Annotated in this window: 18 protein-coding genes; 11 read left to right on the top strand and 7 right to left on the bottom strand. The window is 38.9% G+C overall.

What is annotated here, in order from left to right:
• Nucleotides 1–125: 125 nt before the first annotated feature.
• The 3 genes from ABXZ36_RS12415 to ABXZ36_RS12405 all read left to right on the top strand — a co-directional run bounded on the left by ABXZ36_RS12415 (nt 126) and on the right by ABXZ36_RS12405 (nt 2905).
• On the top strand, nt 126–1469 hold the full coding sequence (locus tag ABXZ36_RS12415) for an OmpA family protein (protein WP_354615990.1): 1344 nt from the start codon (nt 126–128) through the stop codon (nt 1467–1469).
• Nucleotides 1470–1473: 4 nt separating this feature from the next.
• Entirely contained in the window at nt 1474–2151 is a 678-nt protein-coding gene (locus tag ABXZ36_RS12410; protein ID WP_354615989.1) for a TapB family protein, read from the top strand.
• A gap of 64 nt (nt 2152–2215) precedes the next feature.
• A complete protein-coding gene (locus ABXZ36_RS12405; protein ID WP_354615988.1) occupies nt 2216–2905 on the top strand; it encodes a TapB family protein in 690 nt (229 codons plus the stop codon).
• Between the two features lie 33 nt (nt 2906–2938).
• On the opposite strand, the gene lipB is transcribed toward ABXZ36_RS12405, so the two are convergent.
• Both lipB and ABXZ36_RS12395 read right to left on the bottom strand, forming a co-directional pair.
• Complete coding sequence (gene lipB, locus ABXZ36_RS12400) at nt 2939–3637, bottom strand: lipoyl(octanoyl) transferase LipB (protein WP_354615987.1); 699 nt, start codon at nt 3635–3637, stop codon at nt 2939–2941.
• A gap of 64 nt (nt 3638–3701) precedes the next feature.
• The gene (locus tag ABXZ36_RS12395) at nt 3702–3860 is read right to left on the bottom strand and encodes a YqaE/Pmp3 family membrane protein (protein ID WP_354615986.1); all 159 of its coding nucleotides are present in this window, start codon (nt 3858–3860) and stop codon (nt 3702–3704) included.
• A gap of 154 nt (nt 3861–4014) precedes the next feature.
• On the opposite strand from ABXZ36_RS12395, the gene lysS reads away from it, so the two are divergent.
• The 5 genes from lysS to ABXZ36_RS12370 all read left to right on the top strand — a co-directional run bounded on the left by lysS (nt 4015) and on the right by ABXZ36_RS12370 (nt 11232).
• A complete protein-coding gene (lysS, locus tag ABXZ36_RS12390; RefSeq protein WP_354615985.1) occupies nt 4015–5706 on the top strand; it encodes a lysine--tRNA ligase in 1692 nt (563 codons plus the stop codon).
• Between the two features lie 111 nt (nt 5707–5817).
• Complete coding sequence (locus ABXZ36_RS12385; RefSeq protein ID WP_354615984.1) at nt 5818–7248, top strand: SLC13 family permease; 1431 nt, start codon at nt 5818–5820, stop codon at nt 7246–7248.
• A gap of 464 nt (nt 7249–7712) precedes the next feature.
• Nucleotides 7713–10190 carry a zinc-dependent metalloprotease gene (locus ABXZ36_RS12380; RefSeq protein ID WP_354615983.1) on the top strand — a complete coding sequence of 826 codons (2478 nt, stop codon included), beginning with the start codon at nt 7713–7715 and terminating at the stop codon, nt 10188–10190.
• 192 nt (nt 10191–10382) lie between these two features.
• The gene (locus ABXZ36_RS12375; RefSeq protein WP_354615982.1) at nt 10383–10565 is read left to right on the top strand and encodes a hypothetical protein; all 183 of its coding nucleotides are present in this window, start codon (nt 10383–10385) and stop codon (nt 10563–10565) included.
• Nucleotides 10566–10785: 220 nt separating this feature from the next.
• Nucleotides 10786–11232, top strand: a complete 447-nt coding sequence (locus tag ABXZ36_RS12370) for a DUF4890 domain-containing protein (RefSeq protein WP_354615981.1) — start codon at nt 10786–10788, stop codon at nt 11230–11232.
• Between the two features lie 91 nt (nt 11233–11323).
• On the opposite strand, the gene hemL is transcribed toward ABXZ36_RS12370, so the two are convergent.
• The 4 genes from hemL to ABXZ36_RS12350 are packed head-to-tail and all read right to left on the bottom strand — an operon-like array spanning nt 11324 to nt 14711.
• A complete protein-coding gene (hemL, locus tag ABXZ36_RS12365) occupies nt 11324–12613 on the bottom strand; it encodes a glutamate-1-semialdehyde 2,1-aminomutase (protein ID WP_354615980.1) in 1290 nt (429 codons plus the stop codon).
• Nucleotides 12614–12615: 2 nt separating this feature from the next.
• Entirely contained in the window at nt 12616–13467 is an 852-nt protein-coding gene (locus ABXZ36_RS12360) for a glucosaminidase domain-containing protein (protein WP_354615979.1), read from the bottom strand.
• A complete protein-coding gene (locus tag ABXZ36_RS12355; RefSeq protein WP_435602471.1) occupies nt 13464–14369 on the bottom strand; it encodes a 1-aminocyclopropane-1-carboxylate deaminase/D-cysteine desulfhydrase in 906 nt (301 codons plus the stop codon). Before ABXZ36_RS12355 ends, ABXZ36_RS12360 begins: the two co-directional genes overlap by 4 nt.
• Nucleotides 14370–14387: 18 nt before the next feature.
• Nucleotides 14388–14711: a hypothetical protein gene (locus ABXZ36_RS12350; protein WP_354615977.1), complete on the bottom strand. Its 324-nt coding sequence runs from the start codon at nt 14709–14711 to the stop codon at nt 14388–14390.
• A gap of 158 nt (nt 14712–14869) precedes the next feature.
• Between ABXZ36_RS12350 and ABXZ36_RS12345 the strand changes: the two genes are divergently transcribed.
• The 3 genes from ABXZ36_RS12345 (at nt 14870) to ABXZ36_RS12335 (ending at nt 17565) form a co-directional block, all read left to right on the top strand.
• Nucleotides 14870–15028, top strand: coding sequence for a C1orf53 family protein (locus tag ABXZ36_RS12345; RefSeq protein ID WP_354615976.1), 159 nt, complete (start codon nt 14870–14872; stop codon nt 15026–15028).
• Nucleotides 15029–15106: 78 nt separating this feature from the next.
• Entirely contained in the window at nt 15107–15694 is a 588-nt protein-coding gene (locus tag ABXZ36_RS12340) for a DUF4136 domain-containing protein (protein WP_354615975.1), read from the top strand.
• 119 nt (nt 15695–15813) lie between these two features.
• Nucleotides 15814–17565, top strand: a complete 1752-nt coding sequence (locus ABXZ36_RS12335; protein ID WP_354615974.1) for an aromatic amino acid hydroxylase — start codon at nt 15814–15816, stop codon at nt 17563–17565.
• An 11-nt stretch (nt 17566–17576) separates the two neighbouring features.
• Here ABXZ36_RS12335 and ABXZ36_RS12330 read toward each other — a convergent pair whose 3' ends face one another.
• Nucleotides 17577–18521 carry a GSCFA domain-containing protein gene (locus ABXZ36_RS12330; RefSeq protein WP_354615973.1) on the bottom strand — a complete coding sequence of 315 codons (945 nt, stop codon included), beginning with the start codon at nt 18519–18521 and terminating at the stop codon, nt 17577–17579.
• Nucleotides 18522–18540: the final 19 nt, after the last annotated feature.

The raw sequence follows: 18540 nt of genomic DNA, 5'->3' as shown, positions 1-18540 counted from the left end.
CTCCCAAAGGCAAAAGTAATCCATTTTCCCAAGTCTCCCCGTCTAGGTCTCTTACCTAAATTTAACTCCGAGAGTCCAATAGTAGAGCATTTTAATAGTATTCAAACCCTTTAGAATGAGGAATAATGAAAACAAGAAACAGCATTATCAGGGTCTTAATGACCATTTTTATACTCACGGCATTTTCTTCCAATGCCCATTCGCAGATACTTAAAAAACTAAAGCAGAAAGCAGAAAAAGCTGCCCAACGAACCGTTGAACGCCGTGTTGAAAAAGAGACACAAGAGAAAACGGATGAGGTGTTGGACAGTATTTTAGAACCTGGTAAAAAAGGTGAAAAGGCTCCAACCCAAGAACCTTTGCCGCCAATAATTGGAGGACAAGAAACGAGAAAAGGGGGCAGTAGCCCAAATGGCACCGGCCAGTCTAGAGATCCTTTAACGACCGATCCAGAAAGCATCGCTATCTACAGCAAATTTGATTATGTACCCGGTGACCAAATTATGTTCTACGATGATTTCACAACGGATTTTATTGGTGATTTCCCCTCAAAATGGAACACCAATGGAGGTGGTGAGGTAGTGACCATAAATGAATCTCCAGAAAAATGGTTGGAGCTGGTTCCTGGTTATAACCTATATTTCATTCCCGATGTACCCAAGTTGCCAGAAGAATATACCATAGAATTTGATGTGATGGCTGTGGGATTGACCAAAAAAACATCTTCAACGGCCACCTTGCGGATAGATCTAAGCGATGATAATAAGTTTAAGGAAGGGACCAATTTTGTGCATGCCCAATTGCCATTTTGCCAATATTCAGCTATAGGAATAACAATAGCCAACCACATCAATAACAAGCGGGAAATATATAGCGTGGTACGAGCGGATCTCAGGGATGAGGTATTAGATAGGCCGCATATTTCCGTTGCCGTAAACCAACAACGTTTTAGGCTGTGGGTCAATGAGGAAAAACATATTGATATTCCAAGAATTGTTCCCGAAGGTGCCGTTCTTACTACCTTAAAGTTTCACATGAACAACTTCAAAGACGGTGAGGAGCGATTGTTGATTACCAATCTAAAAGTGGCCGAAGGGGGAGTGGATTTAAGAAGACAGCTGATTTCAGTTGGAAAAGTATCCACCAATGGCATTCTTTTTGACCCTGGTTCTGACCAAATCAAACCGCAATCCCTAGGCATTATCCGTCAAATTTCACAGGTATTATTGCAAGAGGAAGCTATGGATTTAAATATCATTGGGCATACCGATGCTGATGGGGATGCAGGTTCAAACATCCAACTATCAAAGGATCGGGCAGAAGCCGTAAAGAATGCCTTGGTACAAGTTTATGGAATTGATACATCACGGTTGACCACAGAGGGGATGGGCGAGGCCGACCCTGTTGGGGATAATTCAACTACAGAAGGAAAAGCGCAGAACAGAAGGGTTGAATTTATAAAAACATAGAATTATGAAAACGTACTTGACGGCCATCCTATTGGTACTTTCCTATGTTTGGAACAGTACGGCCCAAACCAATTGCAGTAGCTATTATCCCTTAAAAAAGGGTACTACATTTCAATTGACCCTATATGACGAAAAGGATAAAAATACAGGAACCATTAATTACGTAGTTAAAGAGGCGACCCAAAATTCAGCCACCATGTCCTATGAAATGCATTCCGATAAGGATAAGCTCATTACCTCATCTGAATACAAGATTAAATGTAGTGATGATGGGGTCTCTATTGATTTTAATTCCCTTGCTGCCCCGGGTATGATGGAACAGTATAAAGATATGGAAGTTGATATTTCTGGCACGGACCTGATGCTACCCAATACTTTAAGCCCTGGCACTTCTCTACCCGATGCCAATATGTTGATGACCATAAAAATGAAACCCATTACCATGAAAATGACCGTTGACGTGTTTAACCGCAAGGTAGAGGGTAGAGAAAGTGTTACCACCCCAGCGGGCACCTTTGATTGTATTGTGATATCATGGAATCATGAGTCCAAAATGGGCATTAAAATAAGTGGAAGTGCCAAACAGTGGTTAGCCGAAAATATTGGAATGGTAAAACAAGAAAATTACAATAAAAAAGGTAAGATGACAGGTGGGAGCATTTTAACGGCCTTTAATCAATAACAGTTGTAACTGGAATTTAATAATTCTTAGACACACATTATTGCTACGTTAAATAGACTATGCTATGAAAATAAAAATTATTCTGCTCGTATTATTATTCCCCATTATCTTTCCTATCTATGCCCAAGAAAGTTGTAGTAAATACTATTCTTTGGAAGAAGGAGCTGATTTTCAATATGCCAAATATGGCAAGAACGGCAACAATGAAGGTTCTATTCTTTATAAGGTTCATACTGTTTCCCACAAGGACAGGGATACCGAAGCATGGATGAAAATCACTTACAAGGATACTAAACGCAAGGAATACCTTACTTCAGATTATAATTTCAACTGCATTGACAATGTAGTTGAAATAGACTACGAATCCATGATTTCCAGCGAAACATTAAAACAATACAAAGGCAAGAAAATAGATATTTCAGGAAGTGATATACTACTTCCGAATGATCTGAGTGTTGGGCAAAAACTAGAAGATGCAAGTGTTACTATGAAAATGGATGTGGATGGCACAAAAATGAACTTTCAAATAGAGTTGATCAATAGGAGTGTAGAAAAAAAAGAGTCTACTACTACTCCAGCCGGCACGTTTAATTGTTATGTGATTTATGGTGAAAGAGTGACCAAACAGATGGAGCAGCAAACCTTTCCATCTCTGTTATGGTTGGCAGAAGGTGTAGGGATGATCAAACAAGAAACTTATGCTAAAGGTGGAAATCTAATGAACAGTATGGTCCTTACTCAATATTCAAATTAGTATAAAAAGTAAATTGTGGGGTTAATCAATACTCTAAATGCATTTGGCTTCAAACAAGGCCTCAAAATGGAAGATTAATTTTTTCCGTACCTCCTCCATTGGTACTTCTTTCTTTCCAAGCTCTACATTCAGCGAGGTTACCGCCTTGTCCTTAATTCCACAAGGAATCATCAAATCAAAATAACCTAAATCTGCGTTGACATTCAATGCAAAACCATGCATAGTGACCCATCTGCTGGCACGGACACCCATGGCACAGATCTTTCGGGCAAACGGAGTCCCTACATCCAGCCAAACCCCGGTTTCCCCTGTTGAACGCTCCCCTTTAAGACCATATTCGGCCATGGTCAGAATTACCATCTCCTCCAACAGCCTCAGATATTTATGTATATCGGTAAAAAAATTATCTAAATCTAAAATTGGATAGCCTACGATTTGACCTGGACCATGATACGTAATATCTCCTCCCCTATTAATTTTATAAAAGCTGGCACCCTTTTCTGTCAATTGTTTTTGGTCTACCAAAAGGTTTTCCATATTCCCACTTTTTCCCAACGTAAAAACGTGGGGGTGCTCTACCATTAAAAAATGGTTAGGGGTTTCCAGTTGGGCGTTTTCCCTCCTATTTTTAATTTTAATATCCAAGGTTCCCTTAAATAACTCCTCTTGGTAATCCCAAGTGTCCTTATAATCCTTAAGCCCTAAAACCTGTAGCTTTACTGTTTTATTCATACGTCATCTCCTACAAAAGAAAATTTCCTCATTCGGGCTTTTCTAGTCTATGCATGCAAAGTAACTAATTATTTGGGTTATTCAGAATGACTAGGGCTGCAATAACGCCAGGAACCCATCCGCAAAGGGTTAAAAGAAATACGATAATTAAGGAACCGCAGCCTTTCCCGATTACGGATAAAGGCGGAAATAGGATAGCCAAAAGTACTCTCCAAAAACTCATTTTTTGATTGTTTTGATTGATGTACTTATTAGACGTTAATTCCCCTAATTTGTTACATACCCATAGAAAATATAATTTCCTTAAAACAATACCTATTTAATCAATTGATAGATTAGCCCAGAGTACTTATCTTTGCAGCCTTAATACAGATTTTATGCAACTTTCGGAGCAAGAAGTAATCAGAAGGGAAAAATTGGCCAAATTAAGGGCTATGGGCATAGACCCGTATCCAGCGGCATTATATCCAGTGGATGCTACATCAAAAAGCATTAAAAACGACTATAAGGAAGGTGAAAAAGTTGTGATCTCGGGACGCCTAATGTCCCGAAGAATACAAGGAAAAGCCTCTTTTGCAGAATTACAGGATAGTAAAGGAAAAATACAGGTTTATTTTAACAGAGATGAAATCTGCCCTGGTGAAGACAAAATAAAATACAACGATGTTTATAAAAAGCTGTTAGACATTGGAGATTTTATAGGCGTAGAAGGAGAACTATTCACAACCCAAGTAGGTGAAAAGACGGTAATGGTCAAAGACTTCACCCTATTGAGTAAGGCCTTAAGACCCCTGCCTTTACCAAAGGTAAATGCTGAAGGTAAGGTTTATGATGAGTTCAATGATCCTGAATTAAGGTATCGTCAGCGCTATGTAGATCTTGTAGTAAATCCCGCTGTAAAAGAAACATTCATCAAACGCACCAAAATAACAAATAGCATTCGTCAATTCTTTAACGATAGGGAATATTTGGAAGTTGAAACCCCCATTCTTCAACCTATTCCAGGAGGAGCGTCTGCAAGACCTTTTATCACCCATCACAATGCACTGAACATGCCCCTTTATTTAAGGATTGCGAACGAGTTGTATTTAAAAAGACTAATAGTTGGTGGCTTTGACGGAGTCTACGAATTTTCAAAGGATTTCAGGAACGAAGGAATGGACCGCACCCACAATCCTGAATTTACGGTGATGGAGCTCTATGTAGCCTATAAAGACTACAATTGGATGATGGATACCACGGAACTATTATTAGAAAAGGTAGCCTTGGACGCCAATGGAACCTCCAAAATTACCGTTGGAAAAAACGAAATAGAATTTAAAGCCCCTTATCCTAGGATTCCTATTTTAGAAGCCATAAAAATTCATACAGGATACGACGTTGCTGGTATGGATGAAGTAGAGTTGCGTACCGTTGCAAAAAAATTAGGTTTAGATGTTGATGAAACCATGGGAGTAGGTAAACTGATCGATGAGATATTTGGGGAGAAATGTGAACATTTCTACATCCAACCTACCTTCATCATAGATTATCCTAAGGAAATGAGTCCCCTTTGCAAGGCACATAGATCTAATCCGGCACTTACAGAACGTTTTGAATTGATGGTGAACGGGAAAGAATTGGCCAATGCCTATTCCGAGCTCAATGACCCTATTGATCAGCGAGAACGCTTTGAAGAACAATTAAAGCTTTCTGCCAAAGGCGATGATGAGGCCATGTTTATTGACCAGGATTTTCTAAGAGCTTTGGAATATGGAATGCCTCCTACCAGTGGTATAGGAATTGGGATAGATCGTTTGGTGATGTTGATGACCAATAATGCATCCATACAAGAAGTTTTGTTCTTCCCACAAATGCGTCCAGAGAAAAAACCAATAGAATTGTCGGAAAGTGAGAAAATCATTTTTGAAGTACTAAAAAAGGAGAAAAATATGTCCTTGGAAACTTTAAAAGAAGCTTCCGGATTAAGCAATAAGGCTTGGGACAAGGGGATAAAATCCTTGGGGAAACACGGCTTGGCCAAGGTATCCAAGGTAAATGACTCTTTAATGGTAGAGCTTCAAGATTAATATTTCTACATCTTAAAAAGCAACTAATAGGAAGAGGAGGGGTATTTGCCCCTCTTTTTTATTTTTAAAACTACTGTAAAAAGTATAGCTTAGGGATCTCAAAAACCAGCCATGGACCTAAGTAAAAAAATGGGCCTAATCTTAGGTCCTATCCTATTTTTAATCATCATAAATCTACCCTTTCACCTAATTTCGGAAACAGGCGATCCAGTGGTAGCTGTTGCTGTCTGGATGATTATATGGTGGATAACAGAAGCGATCTCCATTTCCGTTACCGCCTTATTGCCACTAATATTATTTCCCTTGCTCAATGTGATGTCCATAGATGATGTTGGGGCCAATTATGGCAGTCCCATCATATTTTTATTTTTTGGAGGTTTTATTTTAGCCTTAGCCTTAGAAAAGGTAAATCTTCACAAGCGGATAGCTTTAAATATCATAAAGATTACTGGAACAACCCCTAATAAAGTAGTGCTTGGATTTATGATCGCCACAGCAGCCATGAGTATGTGGATCAGCAATACAGCCAGTACTGTAGTAATGCTTCCTATAGCCATATCTGTAATCCGACTACTCATAAATGATGAGGACGGATTTACCAAGGATGACAAAAATTTTGCCTTGAGCGTAATGCTCGGAATAGCCTTTTCTGCGAATGCCGGAGGAATAGCAACCGTTATAGGCACACCTCCCAACTCTGTTTTGATCGGTTTGTTAGAAAATGAATACAACATAGAAATCTCCTTTTTAAAATGGATGGTGATAGGGGTTCCCTTTTCCGTGCTCATGGTAACCATTAGTTATTTGGTACTCGTGAAGTGGATGTTTCCAAACAAACAACTAAAATTCACGGCCTCTAAACAAGTCATACAATCAGAATTGGAAAAATTGGGTCCCACCTCCTCTAAGGAAAAAATGGTATTAGTCATTTTTGGAATTACCGTATTCCTATGGATCTTCAGAACCTTAATCAATGAAGTATTCCCAAGTTTGGGCCTATCTGATACCATTATCAGTATGATTGCCGCGGTAGCCCTTTTTGCTATTCCCCATAACCTTAAAAAGGGTGATTTTATTCTTCATTGGAACGATACCGAAAAACTAGCTTGGGGTATTTTGATACTTTTTGGAGGTGGCTTAGCCTTGGCCAACGGAATGTCTGCCAGTGGAATAGTAGATATGGTTACTGCAGCTATTGCCAGTAGCGATATTAGCATACTGCTTACGGCTTCCCTACTCATCGTTTTGATGCTATTTATGACAGAACTGATGAGCAATGTAGCCTTGATCGCGGTCTTAGCACCTGTTGTTGCAGGCATAGCTATTGGTTTAAACGTTCCAATCGTCTATTTACTGATCCCTGTGACCATGGCCAGCAGTTGTGCCTTTATGCTTCCGATGGCCACTCCTCCCAATGCCATAGTTTTTGCCAGTGGATACATCAAGGTTTCGCAGATGGCCAAAGTGGGACTTATCCTCAATTTAATTTCTGTGGTCATTCTAATATTTATGTTCCAATGGATCTTGCCTTTAGTGTTTTAAATAAACAAAACCCATGCTTTTACAGGGGTTTTGTCTGACTAATCTAAAACCAATTTCTTGAAACCAACGTTTTATACATACACATACGTAGCAATTGGTATGTAAAGATGTTAACAGCAATAAAATAGGATTAATTGTATGCGTCAAACTTTTACAATGAATTTACTTCTCCAGGGACAAAAAAAAGCCCTTTTAAAAAAGGGCCTTTAATTAGCTAAATTTAATAATGACAACCTAAAAAGATGTCTCAGAACAATAATACCTTATTAACTGTAATTCAGCACCTTATATCCCTTATTATAACAGATACTGATATTTACGTTACAAATCCCTTATAAATTGACCTAAATAATCCTTTCCCAAACAGAGGGTTAAAGAATATAACTTCAAATTGGTTGTGATTTCCTTAACAAAAAAATGGATTTATTTTTCAGTTATTTGGGGAAACCAAAAAAAATTGACTAATGACTAAAAAATTACTCCCGAGGTTGCTTATGCTTCTCTTGGTATTGGGTTATTGTGCTCCGGCTGAGGCTCAACTTTTCAAAAAAAAGAAAAAAGAAAAAACAGAGGACAGTGCAAAACCAAAAAAAGATGGTATTCAACCCTATAACAAGGTAATCACAAAAGAAGCCAAAACAGATAAAGGACTTTTTGATGTTCATGAGGTAGAAGATAAATTCTATTATGAAATTCCTGACTCTCTTTTTAATAAGGAAATGTTGATGGTAAGCAGAATTTCCAAAACAGCCAACGGCATAGGTTTTGGGGGAGGAAAAATAAATACCCAAGTGCTTCGTTGGGAAAAAACGCCTAAAAAAGTACTTCTTAGGGTGGTTTCATATGACGTGGTAGCATCAGACTCTCTACCAGTTCATGAAGCCGTATCAAATTCAAATTTTGAACCTGTACTATACACCTTTCCTATAAAAGCTTTTCATAAGGATTCTACTACTACCGCAACGGTAATTGAGGTGAATGATTTCTTCGAAAAAGACGTAAATGCTTTGGGAATGCCAGAATATTACAGGAAGCAATACAAGGTAACCCGTTTAGATGATAGCAGAAGTTATATTGAAACATTAAAAAGCTACCCCCTGAATATTGAAGCGAGACATGTAAAAACATATGCCGCCGGTGATGCCCCATCCAATGAGAGCCTTGGCTCTATTTCCATAGAAATAAACAATTCCATGATATTGTTGCCAGCAGAACCAATGAAACGTCGTTACTTTGATGAGCGCGTTGGTTGGTTTGCTAGGGGTCAGGTAGATTACGGTCTGGACGCACAAAAGAGCAAGACCATTCGTTACTTGGATCGTTGGAGACTGGAAGTAAAAGAAGAGGACAAAGAAAAGTTTGCCAAAGGCGAACTTGTGGAACCTAAAAAACAGATTGTGTATTATGTGGATAGAGCCACCCCAAAACAATGGGTTCCCTTTATCAAGCAAGGAATAGAAGATTGGCAGGTAGCTTTTGAGGCCGCAGGTTTTAAAAATGCCATTATCGCCAAAGATCCACCAACAAAAGAAGAAGATCCAGAATGGTCTCCAGAAGATGTGCGTTATTCTGTTGTACGTTATTTAGCATCGCCAATACCAAACGCCAACGGACCTCACGTTAGTGATCCAAGGAGTGGTGAAATTTTAGAATCGGATATTAACTGGTACCACAATGTAATGACCCTTTTACGCAATTGGTTCTTTGTGCAAACTGCGGCCATTAACCCAGACGCAAGAGGCGTTCAATTCAAGGATGAAGTAATGGGACGTTTAATACGTTTTGTGTCTTCTCATGAAGTAGGACATACGTTAGGGCTTCCTCACAACATGGGAAGTAGCGTTGCCTACCCAGTTGATTCCTTGCGTTCGGCGGAATTTACCCAAAAATACGGAACTGCACCTTCTATTATGGACTATGCACGTTTTAATTATGTAGCACAACCAGGTGATGAGGGTGTTGCCCTTATGCCCAATATAGGGATCTACGATAAATATTCTATCAACTGGGGATACAGACCTATTTTCGGTAAAAATGCCATAGAAGAGAAAGCCACTTTAGACACATGGATCTTGGAACATGCGGGAGACCCTATGTACAGATTTGGTAGTCAGCAACGCGATGTAGTAGACCCAAGTTCACAAACCGAAGATTTGGGAGATGACGCCATTAAGGCCAGTGATTATGGAATTGAAAATTTAAAGCGTATAGTACCCAACCTTATCACTTGGACAGCAGAAGATGGGAAAGATTACGAAGACTTAGGAGATCTTTACAATCAGGTTTTAGGACAATATAATAGGTATATGGGACATGTATCCAACAATATTGGTGGTGTTTATGAATACTATAAAACCTACGACCAAGAAGGAGCTGTATATACCCATGTATCCAAAGACCACCAAAAGAAGGCAATGGATTTTGTTCAGAGACAATTATTCACCACTCCAGAATGGTTATTGGACCAAAATATCTTCAATAAAATAGAGAACTCTGGTTCTGTTGAAAGATTAAGGGCCTTACAAGTAAGAACCTTGGATAATATATTAAGCTTGGGCACCATGGCTAGAATCATCGAAAATGAAACTGCTAATGGAAAAGATGCCTATGGGCTATTGGATGTTACCAAAGATTTAAGATATGGAATTTGGTCAGAGTTAAAAGCAGGCAAAAAAATAGATACTTATAGAAGAAATCTTCAAAAAGCGCATATAGACCGTCTAGCTTATTTAATGACCGCAGAAAATCTTTCACCATCTAGAGGAAGAGGCACTGTTTTGAATACTAGTCAATCTGATATTCGTTCTATTGCACGTGCAGAAATGAATATGCTAAAAGGAGATATTAGAAATGCAATTTCTAGGACTTCTGACAGTATGAGCAAATACCATCTGCAGGACGCACTTGTAAGGATTAAAATGGTATTAGACCCTACTAAATAAGAGAGCGTTCATTCATAAATTATGTAAAAAAGGGTGTGGTTTTAAAACCACACCCTTTTTATTTATTAGGCCTATTATCGATGAATAACTTCAGCAGTCCCTATACACCACAAAAAAATAGACTTTCACAACATTATTTATTTCCCAACTCTAATATGAGGTATATTTAAATCAGATTAAAATCCCAAGTTTATGTCTCAGAAAATTAAAAGCCTACTGTATTTTGTTTGTTTTATAGCATCGGCAGCTATGTATCATGGTCTAGAACCAGAAATGGAACAAAATTCAACCGCCATTGAATCAATTAAAATTAATAAGGTTAATACGAATGAATTGGACGCCAATAAGGTTGCTAATTTAGACCTTATGGAATAATCATCAATAGAAGAACCTACTAAACCTACTTATAAGTATTAATCAGGCATATCCCTACATATGCCTGATTTTTTTTGTTCCATTTTTTTCTTCTACCCGAAATTAAGGCACTTAAATAAGATTCTAAGTGCGTTAAATGGTTCCCAAAATCCTCCCTCCCTTTAAACCATTTGCATTTATGGCTATCCTATAATAGCAACCTATTAAATACTACTGACAGATGAAAAAAGTAATTCTATTGGGGCTATTGATGATTGGCTTTATAGGCCTAGCCCAAAATGAGATAAGAGAGAATAGACATAGAGGTAATCTAGAAGAGCTATCCCCTGAACAAATATCCACTTTACAGACCAAGCGCATGACTTTAGCACTAGATCTTTCAGAGGCTCAACAAAAACAGCTTCAGAAAATCAATTTGGACCAAGCAACTAGTCGCAAGGTTAAAATGGAAGAGAGGAAGTCGAAAAAGGAAGCTGGAGAAATGACCAAACCCAGTTCCGACGAGCGGTATGCGATGCAGACAGAAAAGATGGACAAGCTCATATCCCATAAGGCCCAAATGAAAGAGCTATTGTCCAAAGAGCAGTATGAAAAATGGGAGAAAATGCAGCATAGAAAAAGAAAATATATAAGAAAAGGGAATCATGGTCTCCAAACAAAATCCTAAAATAATGGATAGGACTACTTTCCAGGTGTTCACGGTAATATAAAAGCCCCTTCTGAAATTTCAGAAGGGGCTTTTATATTTCAAAAAATTATTACTGCAATTGGGGAATGATGGTTTCCAAGGCTGTAATGGTAGCGTCCAAATCTTCATAGGATAGGGCATCGTTCAGGAAGTAGCTTTCATACGCACTTGGAGGCAAATAAATTCCTTGGGAAAGCATCCCGTGAAAATACTTCTTAAAGGTTTCATTGTCTCCTTTAGCAGAGGAGGCAAAATCAACCACAGGCTTATCCGTAAAATGTACGGAAATCATTGATCCAAACCTATTGATCTGGTAAGGTATCCCTTTTCCCTGCAACACCCTGTCAAAACCTTTATGAAGATAAGCAGTCTTATCAGCCAGACTGCGGAAAATCTCTGGCTTATTATTTAATTCGGTCAACATGGCTAGTCCTGCGCTCATGGCTAAGGGATTTCCACTTAGGGTTCCTGCTTGATACACTGGGCCTATAGGAGCCAAATAATCCATAATTTCTTTTCGAGCAGCAAAAGCGCCTACAGGCAAACCTCCACCTATGACCTTCCCAAAGGTGACGATATCGGCATCGATACCCAAAACCTGTTGGGCACCTCCTCGTCCCAAACGGAATCCTGTCATTACCTCATCAAATATTAACAATATCCCTTCTTTAGTACAAAGTTCCCTCAGGCCCTTCATAAAATATTCATCTGGGATAATACATCCCATATTTCCTGCAACGGGTTCAATAATTACGGCTGCAATCTCTCTTTTATTGGCATCGGTCAACATTTCCACACTTGAAAGATCGTTATAGGTTGCCAAAAGGGTATCCTTAGCTGTTCCTTGGGTAACACCTGGACTATTAGGACTCCCAAAAGTAACCGCTCCACTTCCTGCCTGAATAAGAAAAGAATCTGAATGTCCATGATAACATCCCGCAAATTTTATAATCTTATCCTTTCCCGTATAGCCCCTTGCCAAGCGCACCGCGCTCATACAAGCCTCAGTACCACTGTTTACAAACCTTATTTTATCAATATTTGGAACCATGGATACTGCCAATTTCGCCAAGTCCGTTTCAATTTCCGTGGGCATTCCAAAGGAAGTGCCTTTCTTGGCCTTTTCAATAACCGCATTTACAACTGGCTCATGAGCGTGACCTAGAATCATAGGACCCCAAGAAGCAATATAATCTATTAATTTATTCCCATCCTCATCATAGAGATAAGCACCCTTAGCCTCCTTCACAAAAATAGGATCACCGCCTACGGCCTTGAAGGCCCTCACAGGAGAATTTACCCCACCTGGAATATATTGTTGCGCCTCCTCAAATAAGGCACTACTTCTTTTATAAATCATATTTATTTTTTGATTTTTTCAGATTTTACAATCACTTCCTGACCAATGGCCAGATCGCTATTGCTTATTCTATTCATTTTCATTAGGTCGTTCACAGAAACAAAATACTTGCGTGAAATAGAATACAGAGTATCTCCTTTTGTAACAACATGTACTTTATAATCGTAATTCTTTGATTCCTTTTTCACCGTATAACCTTCACTAGCAACATCTTGATCATATATGTGAAGTCCATATTGCTCAATAAAGGATATCAATTTTTGTGGATAACGCTTATCCGTTGCGTACCCTGCATCACTAAGGCCCTGGGCCCATCCTTTATAATCGTCCGCATCCAATTCAAACAAGGAAGCATACCTGGCCCTTGAAGATAAGAATTCACTATGGTCCCTGAAGGAATACATAGGGTGGTTGTATTTCCTGAAACACTCCCCCTTTTCATCATCATCATGGTAATCATAATCCCCATTCCAATTGGTATGGCATTTTATGCCAAAATGATTGTTGGTCTTCATGGTAAGCGCACCCCTGCCGCCGCCGCTTTCCAATATTCCCTGTGCCAAAGTAATGCTAGCAGGAATACCATAGGCCTTCATTTCAAATTTAGCAATCTCGGCAAAAGTTTCAATATATTCTTGAGTTGTGGCAATAGGAAACCTTACAAAACTACCTTCATCTTTAGGCAAAGGGTACTCTTTAGAATCCATATTGCTTTGAGAACTAGTTTCCGTTGTTCTACTTACTGTTGTTTGATGGGGTCTTCTATCCCTATTAGAATTGGACGCTCTTTTTTTGGCGCCACACCCAGTTAAAAAAATGGCTAGAATCACAAATAAACCTAATCGTTGTTTCATAGTTCAATCAATGGTAAATTTCTATTTTTCAAAACATTGTTCATCCCTGCTATTCCTTGCAATCCGCCTGAATGGATTGCCAATAGTTTAGTGTTGGGATCAAAGTAATCCTTCCGGGCTAAGTCTAAAATTCCAAATAACATTTTCCCTGTATATACGGGATCTAATGGGATAGAAGTTTTTAATTTAAAGTCGTTTATAAAATCAATCAACTCCTTATTTACCTTCCCATACCCACCAAAGTTATACTCCGTATTCAAATCCCAGTTGTCTCTTTTGGCAAATTTACAAATATCTTTTCGCAAAAAATCACCTTTTAATGCAGGGAAACCTAATACCTTTTGATGTTTTTCCGCTGAGTTGATTAAACCCGCAATAGTACCTCCGGTGCCTACACATGTGCAGATAATATCAAATTCCGCGTCATTGACATTTAAAATTTCCTCACAGCCTTTAACGGCCAAAGCGTTTGCCCCGCCCTCGGGAATGTTATAAAATGATCCGAACTCTTCCTTTAACTCTTGCAAAAACACTGCACTCTCCTTGGAACGATAAACCTCCCGAGAAACAAATTTAAAGTGCATACCCTGTTTTTTTGCCCATGCTAGGGTAGGATTTTCTTGCCAACAATGTACAAGTTCCTCCCCTCGTACAACCCCTATAGTCTTAAGTCCATGCTCTTTCCCCGCGAAGGCCGTTGCTGCAATATGATTAGAATAGGCCCCTCCAAAAGTCAGGAGCGTTTCAAAACGTAAACGCTTGGCCTCCGTTAGATTATAGGCAAGCTTTCTAAATTTATTTCCAGAAATGAAGGGATGAATCAGGTCTTCCCTTTTCATGTAAAGGGTAACTTTTTTTTCTTTTAGGATGGGTAGTTCAACATGTTGATTGTAAACCTTCACTCAGTTGCTTTTCTACCATCAAAGATATTTAATAAAGCGAAACGGTCCTCTATTCTTAATGTAATCTATATTTTTTTCATTTTCGTAAGCTTCTCTTTCAAAACTAATGTTCTTATATGCCTTATAGGTGTTTAAATAAACAAAGGACTTGAAAGCCCATTCCAACGTGTACAAAATATAAAATGGAACCACCAAGAGTTCTTGTTGTTGCCTCAGGTGAATCCTTTCATGGTTCATTAAAATCGCATCTTCTTTTAATGCGTTATTTTTTAAGATGATAAACGGCCTAAAGGAAAGACCTACATAATTCTTATAAAAAATATGCTTGCATATTATGACCATACCAGATACTTTGAGCGTTGTTATACTAGAAATATACTAAATATTGATCTATTGGCAACCTAAGAATTAACATGCTTACTTTTATAAATTTACTACCTACTTGGTTAAAAATTCTTAAATTCTTCACTATTCATGGGAATTGCTGTAATTTTACTTTGATGAAGAAAATTATTCCTTTGGAAGAGGGCGACTTTTATCTTTCCCCTGAAGGGTATAAAGTTTTTACCGAAAAGTACCATTTAAAAAGGGGGTATTGCTGTGAAAGTGGCTGTAGACATTGCCCCTACGGATATGATAAGAGAACCAATAGCAGATAAAGCGCAGTATATTTTCGGCATGATTATTGGTGTATTATTACCCAAATACACGGAACTTTTAACTTAAAAATAATCCCTATGAAAAAAATCGCATATTTTATCGCTCCATTACTTGTACTCTTATTTATGAGTTCCTGTACATCGGTAAGAGTACTATCCGATTACGATAAAGAAGTAAATTTCAATTCCTTCAAATCATACGCCTTTTATAAAACAGGGATTGATAAAGCTCTAATTTCAGATTTGGACAAAAAACGAATTCTGAAGGCTATTGAAACTGAAATGGCTTCCAAAGGTTTCGTAAAATCGAATGAACCAGATGTTTTGATCAGTATCTTTACCAAAGAACGCGAACAGGTAGACGTATACAACAATTACTGGGGAGGCGGATTTGGATGGGGCTGGAATCCCTATTATTGGGGAGGCGGACCTGGATTTGGTTGGGGCCGTGGATTCGGATGGGGAGGCGGCAGCAATGTCAGTACCCGAACAGAAGGCTCTCTATATGTTGATATGATTGATACCAAAACAAAAGAATTGGTTTGGCAAGGAAGAGGAGTAGGTACTTTGAACAACACTAAAAATATAGAAAAGAAAGAAGAACGAATCAAGGAATTTGTTGCAGAAATCTTGAAGGCATATCCCCCTATGATGACCTCCAAATAAATAAGACACCTTTTTTTAAAAAACCGTCCCATCAGGACGGTTTTTTGTTTCTGAGGTACTAGAATGCGGTAAAACAATCCTATCCTTTTTTGTATCTTTATACCATTAAAAAAATTCTGATGTCCTATAAGAGCAATCATATTTTAGATAAACTTCCAAAACACCTTAAGCAGTACATAAAACCTCAAAACTATGACGATTACACGTCGATCAATCAGGCTGTGTGGCGTTATGTTATGCGAAAGAATGTAGATTACCTAAGCAGGGTTGCTCATAAAAGCTATATGGATGGACTGCAAAAGACAGGCATTTCCATAAATCATATCCCAAATATGTATGGGATGAACCGCATCCTTAAAGAAATAGGATGGGCAGCAGTTGCTGTAGACGGATTTATACCACCTTCTGCATTTATGGAATTCCAAGCATACAATGTTTTGGTGATTGCATCGGATATCCGTCAGCTTAATCATATAGAATACACTCCGGCACCGGACATCATCCATGAGGGTGCAGGGCATGCACCCATCATTGCCAATCCAGAATATGCAGAATACCTTAGGCGTTTTGGAGAAATAGGCTGCAAGACCATTTCCAGTGCCAAAGACTATGAACTTTATGAAGCAGTTAGACATCTGTCCATTATAAAAGAAGCTTCGGACACGCCACAAGAGGAGGTGGACAAAGCCGAAAATTTAATTGAAGACCTACAACAAAATATGGGGGAACCCAGTGAAATGGCCCTAATAAGAAACCTACATTGGTGGACTGTGGAATACGGCTTGATAGGGTCTATAGGACAACCTAAAATATACGGCGCTGGCCTCCTTTCTTCTATAGGTGAAAGTGCTTGGTGTATGACGGATGAAGTGAAAAAAACTCCCTATTCCATAGAAGCCGCGCATACCTCTTTTGATATTACCAAACCCCAGCCACAACTTTTTGTGACCCCAGATTTTGCATTTTTGAGTCAGGTTTTAGAGGAATTTGCTAATACCATGGCCTTGCGCACAGGGGGGTTAAAGGGGATCACAAAATTAATCCATTCCAATGCCTTGGGCACGGCAGAACTGAGCACGGGACTACAAATATCTGGGGTCTTTGATCGTGTAATCGAATTTGATAATAGACCATCCTACATTACCACAAAAGGCAAAACTGCCCTTTCATATAGGGAAAAGGAATTGGTAGGACACAGCACCAACCATCATGCAGAAGGTTTTGGTTCTCCTATTGGCAAACTAAAAGGCATCAATCTGCCTATTGAAGACATGAGCCCAAGAGATTTAAAGGCCTATCACATTTATGAAGGAGAAACCGTTTCTTTAGAATTTGAGAGCGGTGTAAAAGTTACAGGGGATATTGTTACTGGTACGAGGAACCTAAGAGGGGAGATTATCCTGATCACTTTTGAAAATTGCACGGTAACCTACAAAACTGAACTCTTATTCCAACCAGCTTGGGGCTTGTACCATATGGCGGTAGGAGAAAATGTATTCTCTGCGTTTAATGGCCCTGCGGACCTCAACAGTTTCGATTTGGTATCCCACGAGTTCACCGAAACCACTATAAAGGCCAAAAAGACAAAAGAGACGACCCAATTGGAATTGCTCTACAAACAAATCAGAGATTTTAGGGAAGGAACAAACACCACCATCTCCAGAAATAAGGTTTTCCAAGAAGTAAAAACCAACTATGCCAAAGACTGGTTGCTATCTATTGAGCTTTATGAATTGGCCATAAACAATGGAGATGAAGAATTTGCCTTGGAAATTGTGAAACATCTTGAAATGGTGAAACTAGAAAATCCAAAACTGGGACACCTGATTGATGACGGCCTAGCATTGGTAGATCAAAGTTTAGCAGGTTAGTTGAGCAACTCCTAAAATTTCATAAAGGGATAGGCTTGTGTTAGCGCTTCTATTTTTTGATCCAAGAATGTAAGGAAGGACGAGTGCTGAACAGAGTTTGGATCGAAAGGTCTATGGTTTAAACCACGCTGGACTTCTCCCACTTTTTCCATGACCGGATAAGCCTTTTCATGTACCCAATTCTCTTTGAATTTTTCCCAGATGTAAGTAATGGCTAAATCGTTGGGATGTACCATGTCCTCAGCATAAAAACGATAATCGCGTAGCTCGTCCATCATAATCTCGTAGGACGGAAAATAGGAAATATACTTTTTATTTAGCACGTTGTGAATCCCTGCTATCAAGTGTGCTTTACTTCGTTGATTTTCTACAAAACCATCCTTTAAATGCCGTACCGGGGAGACCGTAAAAATCAATTGCAGATAAGGATTCTTAGACTGTATTACATTAATTATGCGTTCTAAGCTAAAAGCAATCTCGTCTGCCGAAAGGAGTTCTTTGGTAAATTGATTTTGAGGCACTTTATGACAATTGGCCACAATTGCTCCGGATGCTTTATTGCGATACACCCATGCCGTTCCTAGGGTGATTATCATGTGGGACGCACCTAATATTTTTTGATATGTCTTTTGCAAACCATTATTCAATCGATCCAAAAGCATCTCCCCTGCGGCATCGCTCAATACGGAATGCCCATCAAAACAATGCCAACGCTCATTTAAAAAAAATATATCAGCTTTGGTATACGCCTCTTCTGCCATCGCCCTAGAAATCAAATTTTCTATGGCTAAAGGATGGAATAAGATTCCGAATGGGTTTACTACTGACTGAAATTTATAATACCTCAATTTACTCCCCATATTTTCTGCGAAGCAAGAACCCAATGAAAGGATCTCACTTTCATAGCTGATAGGGTTCTTCGATATTTCCAATGGCACTAGTGTTTGAAGCTTCATGGTCTATCTTTTTTAGCAA

The organism is Sediminicola arcticus (assembly GCF_040566695.1).
Taxonomy (GTDB): domain Bacteria; phylum Bacteroidota; class Bacteroidia; order Flavobacteriales; family Flavobacteriaceae; genus Sediminicola; species Sediminicola arcticus.
The sequence above is the reverse complement of the archived record's forward strand: the minus strand, read 5'-3'. Positions and strand labels throughout refer to the sequence as shown.

Bases quoted from the DNA above. Each gene is read 5' to 3' on its own strand.
- ABXZ36_RS12415 (WP_354615990.1), top strand. From the start codon at position 126: ATGAAAACAAGAAACAGCATTATCAGGGTCTTAATGACCATTTTTATA.
- ABXZ36_RS12410 (WP_354615989.1), top strand. From the start codon at position 1,474: ATGAAAACGTACTTGACGGCCATCCTATTGGTACTTTCCTATGTTTGG.
- ABXZ36_RS12405 (WP_354615988.1), top strand. From the start codon at position 2,216: ATGAAAATAAAAATTATTCTGCTCGTATTATTATTCCCCATTATCTTT.
- lipB (WP_354615987.1), bottom strand. From the start codon at position 3,637: ATGAATAAAACAGTAAAGCTACAGGTTTTAGGGCTTAAGGATTATAAG.
- ABXZ36_RS12395 (WP_354615986.1), bottom strand. From the start codon at position 3,860: ATGAGTTTTTGGAGAGTACTTTTGGCTATCCTATTTCCGCCTTTATCC.
- lysS (WP_354615985.1), top strand. From the start codon at position 4,015: ATGCAACTTTCGGAGCAAGAAGTAATCAGAAGGGAAAAATTGGCCAAA.
- ABXZ36_RS12385 (WP_354615984.1), top strand. From the start codon at position 5,818: ATGGACCTAAGTAAAAAAATGGGCCTAATCTTAGGTCCTATCCTATTT.
- ABXZ36_RS12380 (WP_354615983.1), top strand. From the start codon at position 7,713: ATGACTAAAAAATTACTCCCGAGGTTGCTTATGCTTCTCTTGGTATTG.
- ABXZ36_RS12375 (WP_354615982.1), top strand. From the start codon at position 10,383: ATGTCTCAGAAAATTAAAAGCCTACTGTATTTTGTTTGTTTTATAGCA.
- ABXZ36_RS12370 (WP_354615981.1), top strand. From the start codon at position 10,786: ATGAAAAAAGTAATTCTATTGGGGCTATTGATGATTGGCTTTATAGGC.
- hemL (WP_354615980.1), bottom strand. From the start codon at position 12,613: ATGATTTATAAAAGAAGTAGTGCCTTATTTGAGGAGGCGCAACAATAT.
- ABXZ36_RS12360 (WP_354615979.1), bottom strand. From the start codon at position 13,467: ATGAAACAACGATTAGGTTTATTTGTGATTCTAGCCATTTTTTTAACT.
- ABXZ36_RS12350 (WP_354615977.1), bottom strand. From the start codon at position 14,711: ATGGTCATAATATGCAAGCATATTTTTTATAAGAATTATGTAGGTCTT.
- ABXZ36_RS12345 (WP_354615976.1), top strand. From the start codon at position 14,870: ATGAAGAAAATTATTCCTTTGGAAGAGGGCGACTTTTATCTTTCCCCT.
- ABXZ36_RS12340 (WP_354615975.1), top strand. From the start codon at position 15,107: ATGAAAAAAATCGCATATTTTATCGCTCCATTACTTGTACTCTTATTT.
- ABXZ36_RS12335 (WP_354615974.1), top strand. From the start codon at position 15,814: ATGTCCTATAAGAGCAATCATATTTTAGATAAACTTCCAAAACACCTT.
- ABXZ36_RS12330 (WP_354615973.1), bottom strand. From the start codon at position 18,521: ATGAAGCTTCAAACACTAGTGCCATTGGAAATATCGAAGAACCCTATC.